This is a genomic window from Embleya sp. NPDC025285 (assembly GCF_055558835.1).
In genome coordinates this window covers 1-5,962 of sequence record NZ_JBVHLU010000223.1, presented here as the reverse complement: position 1 = coordinate 5,962, position 5,962 = coordinate 1, and the positions used below count along the sequence as shown (strand labels likewise).

Below are 5,962 nucleotides of genomic sequence, written 5' to 3'. Positions count from 1 at the left end.
GAACAGAAACAAAAAACCCGACCACCCCCCCCCCCCCCCCCCCCCCCCCACCACCCCCCCCCCCCCCCCCCCCCCCCCCCCCCCCCCCCCCCCCGGGCCTCTTCGTAGCACGGGCCTTTGCGTGGACGGGCCTCTCCGCCGCTGGGCCTCTCCCCCGCGGCCTCTCGGTCGACGAACCGAACCCGCGTTCGCGCGGAACCCGGTCGCACGTGCGCCGATCGGCTCCGGTCGTCCACGGAACCGCACCGGCAAACCCTTTACCTCGTGAGGGCAATGTGACATTTTACTGATGTGAGCGAACTCCGTCCCAGTGATGTCGTCGTCATCGGCGCGGGCGTGGTCGGCGCCGCGTGCGCCCACTACGCCGCGCGTGCCGGGCTGTCGGTCACCGTGCTCGACCGCGGCCCGGTCGCGGGCGGAACCACCGGCGCCGGCGAGGGAAACCTGCTGGTCTCGGACAAGCGTCCCGGCCCGGAACTGTCCCTGGCCCTGCTCTCGCTCCGCCTGTGGGCCGAGCTGGCGGCGGAGGGGCACGACTTCGAGTACCAGGCCAAGGGCGGCCTGATCGTCGCGCGCACCGAAGCCGAGGCGGTCGCGATGACCGTCGCGGCCGAGGCACAACGCGCCTGCGAGGTCTCCGCCCACACCATCGACGCGAAAGAACTGCACTTCTACGAACCGCACTTGGCCCCCGACCTGGCCGGCGGCACGCACTACCCGCAGGACGCGCAGGTGCAACCGGCCCTGGCCGCCGCCGCGTTGCTGCGCTCGGGCGTACGCCTGCACACCGGCGTCACGGTGACCGGCTTCCGGCGCGGGCGCGGCGATCGGGTGCTCGGCGTACGCACGTCGCACGGCGACATCGCGGCCGGTGCCGTGGTCAACGCGGCCGGCACCTGGTCCGGTGCGATCGCCGAGCTCGCCGGCGTGTCCCTGCCGATCCTGCCGCGCCGGGGATTCGTGCTGGTCACCGAGCCGCTCCCGCCGATCGTGCGACACAAGGTGTACGCGGCGGCCTACACCGGGGACGTCGCGAGCGACGACGCGGACCTGGCCTCCTCGGCCGTGGTCGAGGGCACTCCGTCCGGCACCGTGCTGATCGGCGCGAGCCGCGAACGGGTGGGCTTCGACCCCTCGTTCCCGGTACCGGTGCTGCGCCGGCTGGCCGCCCAGGCGATCGAGCTGTTCCCGATCCTGGCCGGCGTCTCGGTGTTGCGCGCCTATCGCGGCTTCCGGCCGTACTGCCCCGACCATCTGCCGGTCGTCGGCCCGGACCCGCGCGCGCCCGGCCTGCTGCAGGCGTGCGGCCACGAGGGCGCGGGCGTGGGCCTGGCCCCCGCGACCGGCCTGCTCATCGCCCGAGCCCTGGCCGGCGACGCCTCCGGGCCCGATCCCGGAGTCGACCCCACCCCATTCGCCCCGACCCGCTTCGCGGAGGTGTCCTCGTGACCGGCGTATCCCGACCCACCCCGGTCCACCCGCCCGACGAGGAGCACTTCCGGCTGAGGGTGGACGGCCGGAGCATCCCGGTCGAGGCCGGTCAGACCGTCGGCGCCGCGATGCTCGCCGCCGGGATCCGGTCCTGGCGCACCACCCGGTTCGCGGGCAAGCCGCGCGGGCTGTTCTGCGGCATCGGCGTGTGCTTCGACTGCCTGGTCACGGTCAACGGCACGCCGTCCCTGCGGGCCTGCCTGGTCACCGCCCGGCCCGACGACGAGGTGACCACGACATGATCCACGACCTGGTCGTCATCGGCGCCGGCCCGGCCGGACTGACCGCCGCCGTCACCGCCGCCCGGTTCGGCCTGCGCGTCGCCGTTCTCGACGCCAACTCCCGGGCGGGCGGCCAGTATCACCGACACCGCGCGGGCCGGCCGCCGGCCTGGCCGCCGCTCACGCGCCTGCACACCGTCGAGCACCTGGCCGAACATCGCGTCTGGGCGGTGGAACGCTCGGCCGAGGGTTTCACGGTGCACGCCGTGGCCGGCGAGCGGGACACCACCCCGGTGACCGTCATCGGCCGCCGACTGCTGCTGGCCACCGGGGCGTACGACCGGCAACTGCCCTTCCCAGGCTGGGACCTGCCCGGTGTGTTCACCGCCGGCGGCACCCAGGCGCTGATCAAGGGCAACGGCGTGCCGCCCGGTCGACGTGCGGTGGTCGCGGGCACCGGCCCGTTCCTGCTGCCGGTCGCGGTCGCGCTGGCCGACGCGGGCGTCGAGGTGCGGGCCGTCCTGGAGGCGTCCCGGCCCACGCCGCGCGCCGCCGCCCTCGCGCCGCACAGCCCGGCCCGCGTGGTCGAGGCGGCCCGCTACGCCGCCGCGCTGGCCCGGCGGCGGATCCCCTATCGCACCGGCCGGGCCGTGATCGCCGCAACCGGCGACCACACCGGACTGACCTCGGTCACCGTGGCCCGGCTCGACGCGAACTGGCGCGCGCGGCCCGGCACCTCGACCGAACTGGCCTGCGACACGCTCGCGGTCGGCTACGGCTTCACCCCGCAGCTCGAACTGGCCGGCCAACTCGGCTGTGCGAGCACCCCGGACGGTTTCGTCGCGGTGGACGCGCGGCAGACCACCGACGTACCGGGCCTGTTCGCCGCCGGCGAGAGCACCGGCATCGGCGGAGTGCATCTCGCGTCGGTCGAGGGCGAGTTGGCGGCCCACGCGATGGTCGGCCGGACGCCGCCGCGCGCGTTGCTGCGCCGCCGGGCCGCGCTCACCCGGTTCGCCGACGGGCTGCGCGCGCTCTATCCGGTCCGACCGGGCTGGTTGTCCTGGTCGGACGCGCACACCCCGATCTGCCGCTGCGAGGAGGTGCCCCGAGGGCTGATCGAGGACGCGGCCCGCCGAGGAGCCGACGACGTGCGCTCGGTCAAGCTGCTCACCCGCGCGGGAATGGGCTGGTGCCAGGGCCGGATGTGCGCCGAGGCCACCGCGTGCGTGTTGTCCGACGTGCTGGACCGACCGGTCGCCGCGCCCCCGCCCACCCGTCCGATCGGTGTGCCCATCCGTCTCGGAGACCTAGCCCAAGGAGCCCCATGAGCCCACACCCCGCCACTCCTCCCCGCTCCGCCCCGGACCCGGCCGGCCGCAAGCCGTGGCACGGAATCGTGGTGGCCACCGCGCTACCGCTGCGCGAGGACCTGTCCGTGGACTTCGACGCGTACGCCGAACACGTGCGGTGGCTCGTGGATTCGGGCTGCGACGGAGTCTGCCCGAACGGCTCGCTCGGCGAGTACCAGTCGCTCACCCCGGACGAGCGGGCCCTCGTGGTGCGGGTCGCGGTCGAAGCGGTGGGCGGCGACCGGGTACTGCCCGGCGTCGCGGCGTACGGCGCGGCCGAGTCGCTGCGCTGGACCGAACAGGCCGCCGAGGCGGGCGCCCGAGCGGTGATGCTGCTCCCGCCCAACAGCTACCGCGCGGACACCCGCACGGTGCTCGACCACTACCGCACCGTGGCCGGCGCCGGCCTGCCGATCGTCGCCTACAACAACCCGTTCGACACGAAGGTCGACCTGACCCCGCGACTGCTCGCGGACCTGTACGAGGAAGGGCTCGTGGTCGGCGTCAAGGAGTTCACCGGGGACGTACGGCGGGCCTACGAGGTGGCCGAACTCGCACCCGGTCTCGACGTGTTGATCGGCAGCGACGACGTCGCGCTGGAGTTCGGCCTGGCGGGCGCGGTGGGCTGGATCGCCGGCTACGCGAACGTCTTCCCGCGCGCGAGCGTCGAGTTGTACCGCGCGGCGGTCGGCGGCGACGTGCGCGCCGTGTTGCCGCTGTACCGACTGCTGCATCCGCTGCTTCGGCTGGACTCGCGCACCGAGTTCGTGCAGTCCATCAAGTTGTCGATGGACCTGGCCGGCCTCCGGGGCGGCCCGTGCCGCCCGCCGCGGCTCCCGCTGCTGCCCGAACAGGAAGCCTCGGTGCGCGAGTTCACCGAGAAGGCACTCGCGGAGGGACTGACCTGATGCGCTCACGACACGTCTTCCACGCGGTCGACTCGCACACCGAGGGCATGCCGACGCGGGTGATCACCGGCGGCGTCGGGGTGATCCCCGGCACCACGATGGCCGAGCGACGCGTGCACTTCATGGCCCACCTGGACCACCTGCGCACGCTGTTGATGTACGAGCCGCGCGGGCACGGCGCGATGAGCGGCGCGATCCTGCAACCGCCGACGCGACCGGACGCGGACTACGGCGTCTTGTTCATCGAGGTGTCGGGCTGCCTGCCGATGTGCGGGCACGGCACGATCGGGGTGGCCACCGTGCTCGTCGAGACCGGCATGGTCGAGGTGGTCGAACCGGTCACCACGGTGCGGTTGGACACGCCCGCCGGTCTGGTGGTCGCCGAGGTCGAGGTACGCGACGGCGCGGCCCGTTCGGTGACCCTGCGCAACGTCCCCTCGTACGCACACACCCTGGACGCGACCGTGGACGTGCCCGGGCTCGGCGCGGTCGGCTACGACATGGCGTACGGCGGCAACTTCTACGCGATCCTGCCCATCGAGAAGGTCGGCCTGCCGTTCGACCGAACCGAGGCCGGACGCATCCTGGACACCGGGCTGGCCATCATGGCCGCGATCAACGAGCAGGCCCGGCCGGTGCACCCGGAGGATCCCGAGATCGCGGGCTGCCACCACGTGCAGTTCCTCGCCCCGGGCTCGGACGCCACGCTGTCGCGCAACGCGATGGCGATCCACCCGGGTTGGTTCGACCGCTCGCCGTGCGGCACCGGAACCAGCGCGCGGATGGCCCAGTTGGCGGCGCGCGGCGAGTTGGCGGTGGGACAGCAGTTCGTCAACGAGTCGTTCATCGGGACCCGCTTCCACGGGCGGATCGTGGACCGGACCGAGGTCGCCGGATATCCGGCCGTGCTGCCGCTGATCACGGGACGGGCCTGGATCACCGCCACGGCGCAGTATCTGCTCGACCCGGAGGACCCGTTCCCGGCCGGGTTCCGCCTATGAGGAACCGCCCGGGGACCGGGGCCGGGACCGGGCCGGGCTCCGGTGGGACCGGGCGGGAACCCGGGCGACGGCTCTCACGCAGCGTGGTCGAGCGTACGCACAGTTCCGATCCCACCCCCAGGGTGACTGACCGTCAGTAGCATGGCGGGAGGAGGCACCATGGACACGGGACACGGAGCGCTCGCGCTGCCGTCCTTCGACGATCGGCCGATCCTGCGGGATCGGGTGGCACGAGAGCTGCGCGCGGCGTTGATCGCGGGCGAGATGCGGCCCGGTGTGGTCTATTCCGCGCCGGCGCTGGCCGCGCAGTTCGGCGTGTCACCGACGCCGGTGCGCGAGGCGATGCTCGACCTCGCCAACGAGGGACTGGTCGAGGCCGTACGCAACAAGGGCTTTCGGGTCACCGAACTCTCCGACCGCGAGTTGGACGAGTTCACCGAGGTCCGCGCGTTGATCGAGATTCCGGTGGTGGCCCGGCTCGCGGGCGTGGTCACCCCGGCCCAACTGGCCGCGCTGCGCCCGGTCGCCGAGGAGATCGTCGCGGCGGCCGAGGTGAGCGATCTGATCCGGTACGTGGAGGCGGACCGTCGCTTCCACCTGTCGCTGCTCGCGCTCGCGGGCAACGAACACCTGGTTCGGGTGGTCGGCGATCTACGCAAACGCTCGCGCCTGTACGGTCTGTCCCGACTCGCGGAGAACGGCCGACTCGTCGCGTCCGCCGCGGAACACCTCGAACTCCTGGACGCGCTCGCCACCGGCGACCCGGCCCGGGCCGAGAGTGTGATGGCGCGGCACATCGGCCATGTCCGCAATCTGTGGGCGGACCCGAACCAACCGGGCTGAGACCGGGGCGGGGTGGGGCCGGGGGCCGAGACCGCCTTCCGATCCCGGCTCCGGCGTCGGGGGGGGGGGGGGGGGGGGGGGGGGGGGGGGGGGGGTGGGTGGGGGGGGGGGGGGGGGGGGGGGGGGGGGGGGGGGTGGGGGGGGTG

Annotated in this window: 6 protein-coding genes; all 6 read left to right on the top strand. The window is 73.8% G+C overall.

Annotated elements, in window-relative coordinates; all coding sequences use genetic code 11:
• The first annotated feature begins 291 nt into the window (after window positions 1-291).
• On the top strand, window positions 292-1,449 hold the full coding sequence (locus ACZ4FV_RS51495; protein WP_465328324.1) for an NAD(P)/FAD-dependent oxidoreductase: 1,158 nt from the start codon (window positions 292-294) through the stop codon (window positions 1,447-1,449).
• Window positions 1,446-1,733: a (2Fe-2S)-binding protein gene (locus tag ACZ4FV_RS51490; protein WP_395863541.1), complete on the top strand. Its 288-nt coding sequence runs from the start codon at window positions 1,446-1,448 to the stop codon at window positions 1,731-1,733. The genes ACZ4FV_RS51495 and ACZ4FV_RS51490 overlap by 4 nt, the downstream gene beginning before the upstream one ends.
• Window positions 1,730-3,043, top strand: a complete 1,314-nt coding sequence (locus ACZ4FV_RS51485) for an FAD-dependent oxidoreductase (RefSeq protein WP_465328322.1) — start codon at window positions 1,730-1,732, stop codon at window positions 3,041-3,043. Before ACZ4FV_RS51490 ends, ACZ4FV_RS51485 begins: the two co-directional genes overlap by 4 nt.
• A complete protein-coding gene (locus tag ACZ4FV_RS51480) occupies window positions 3,040-3,972 on the top strand; it encodes a dihydrodipicolinate synthase family protein (protein ID WP_465328320.1) in 933 nt (310 codons plus the stop codon). Before ACZ4FV_RS51485 ends, ACZ4FV_RS51480 begins: the two co-directional genes overlap by 4 nt.
• Window positions 3,972-4,973, top strand: coding sequence for a 4-hydroxyproline epimerase (locus tag ACZ4FV_RS51475; RefSeq protein WP_395863535.1), 1,002 nt, complete (start codon window positions 3,972-3,974; stop codon window positions 4,971-4,973). Before ACZ4FV_RS51480 ends, ACZ4FV_RS51475 begins: the two co-directional genes overlap by 1 nt.
• 159 nt (window positions 4,974-5,132) lie before the next feature.
• Window positions 5,133-5,816: a GntR family transcriptional regulator gene (locus ACZ4FV_RS51470; RefSeq protein ID WP_395863533.1), complete on the top strand. Its 684-nt coding sequence runs from the start codon at window positions 5,133-5,135 to the stop codon at window positions 5,814-5,816.
• Window positions 5,817-5,962 lie beyond the last annotated feature (146 nt).

Excerpts from the sequence above, each read along its gene's own strand:
- ACZ4FV_RS51485 (WP_465328322.1), top strand. The coding sequence starts at position 1,730 with ATGATCCACGACCTGGTCGTCATCGGCGCCGGCCCGGCCGGACTGACC.
- ACZ4FV_RS51480 (WP_465328320.1), top strand. The coding sequence starts at position 3,040 with ATGAGCCCACACCCCGCCACTCCTCCCCGCTCCGCCCCGGACCCGGCC.
- ACZ4FV_RS51475 (WP_395863535.1), top strand. The coding sequence starts at position 3,972 with ATGCGCTCACGACACGTCTTCCACGCGGTCGACTCGCACACCGAGGGC.
- ACZ4FV_RS51470 (WP_395863533.1), top strand. The coding sequence starts at position 5,133 with ATGGACACGGGACACGGAGCGCTCGCGCTGCCGTCCTTCGACGATCGG.